The following is a 555-nucleotide window of genomic DNA, read 5'->3' as shown; positions in this document are numbered from 1 at the left end:
AACCTGAAGTAGGTTTGACACCTAGATAACTAGGTATCTAGGTACTTAAGTAAAGGGCAAAAGGCCGCGAGTTACGCGGCCTTTTTTGATTTTGTCTGTTCAGTTCATTCCGAGCGGATATTACGCTAGCTCTAACGTGATGCGCACGAACTGTTCGTCTTGATATTGCACTTCATAATTGAATGTGCCACTTGCATAAATACTGCCAAGGAACAATGAGCGCTGACTCATTGGACCACGGAAAAGCATCGAAATTGGTGCAATCATGGCGTTATTGTCGTCGAAATGTTGGTTTAAGTTATTTGATAACACACACAGCAAACAGCCATGCTGGTCATGCGATAAGTCGACATCTTCAGGACGAGAAAGCAGTACCGTGGTACCGAGTTTTTTCTCAATTTCGTTAATTAGTAGCAGGTAGCTATCTAAGTGAGGTTGCGGGTTACTTGGTTTATTCGCGTCAACGCAGCGTTCAAGTAAGGCTTCAAGGTTGCCATTTTCCCCTTTCGCCTGTTGAGTCAGAGACTTTAACGGCTTTTTAATCAGTTTGTAGCG

Annotated in this window: 1 protein-coding gene; it reads right to left on the bottom strand. The window is 43.6% G+C overall.

Annotation, left to right across the window (positions count from 1 at the left end; translation table 11 throughout):
* Positions 1-120: 120 nt before the first annotated feature.
* Positions 121-555 (bottom strand): DUF2913 family protein (locus tag R7F64_RS24245; RefSeq protein ID WP_318072199.1); only part of this gene is annotated, 435 nt, incomplete at its 5' end.

It is taken from the genome of Vibrio sp. Vb1980 (assembly GCF_033338615.1).
Classification (GTDB): Bacteria; Pseudomonadota; Gammaproteobacteria; order Enterobacterales; family Vibrionaceae; genus Vibrio; species Vibrio alginolyticus.
This window is presented reverse-complemented; position numbering and strand designations above follow the sequence as displayed.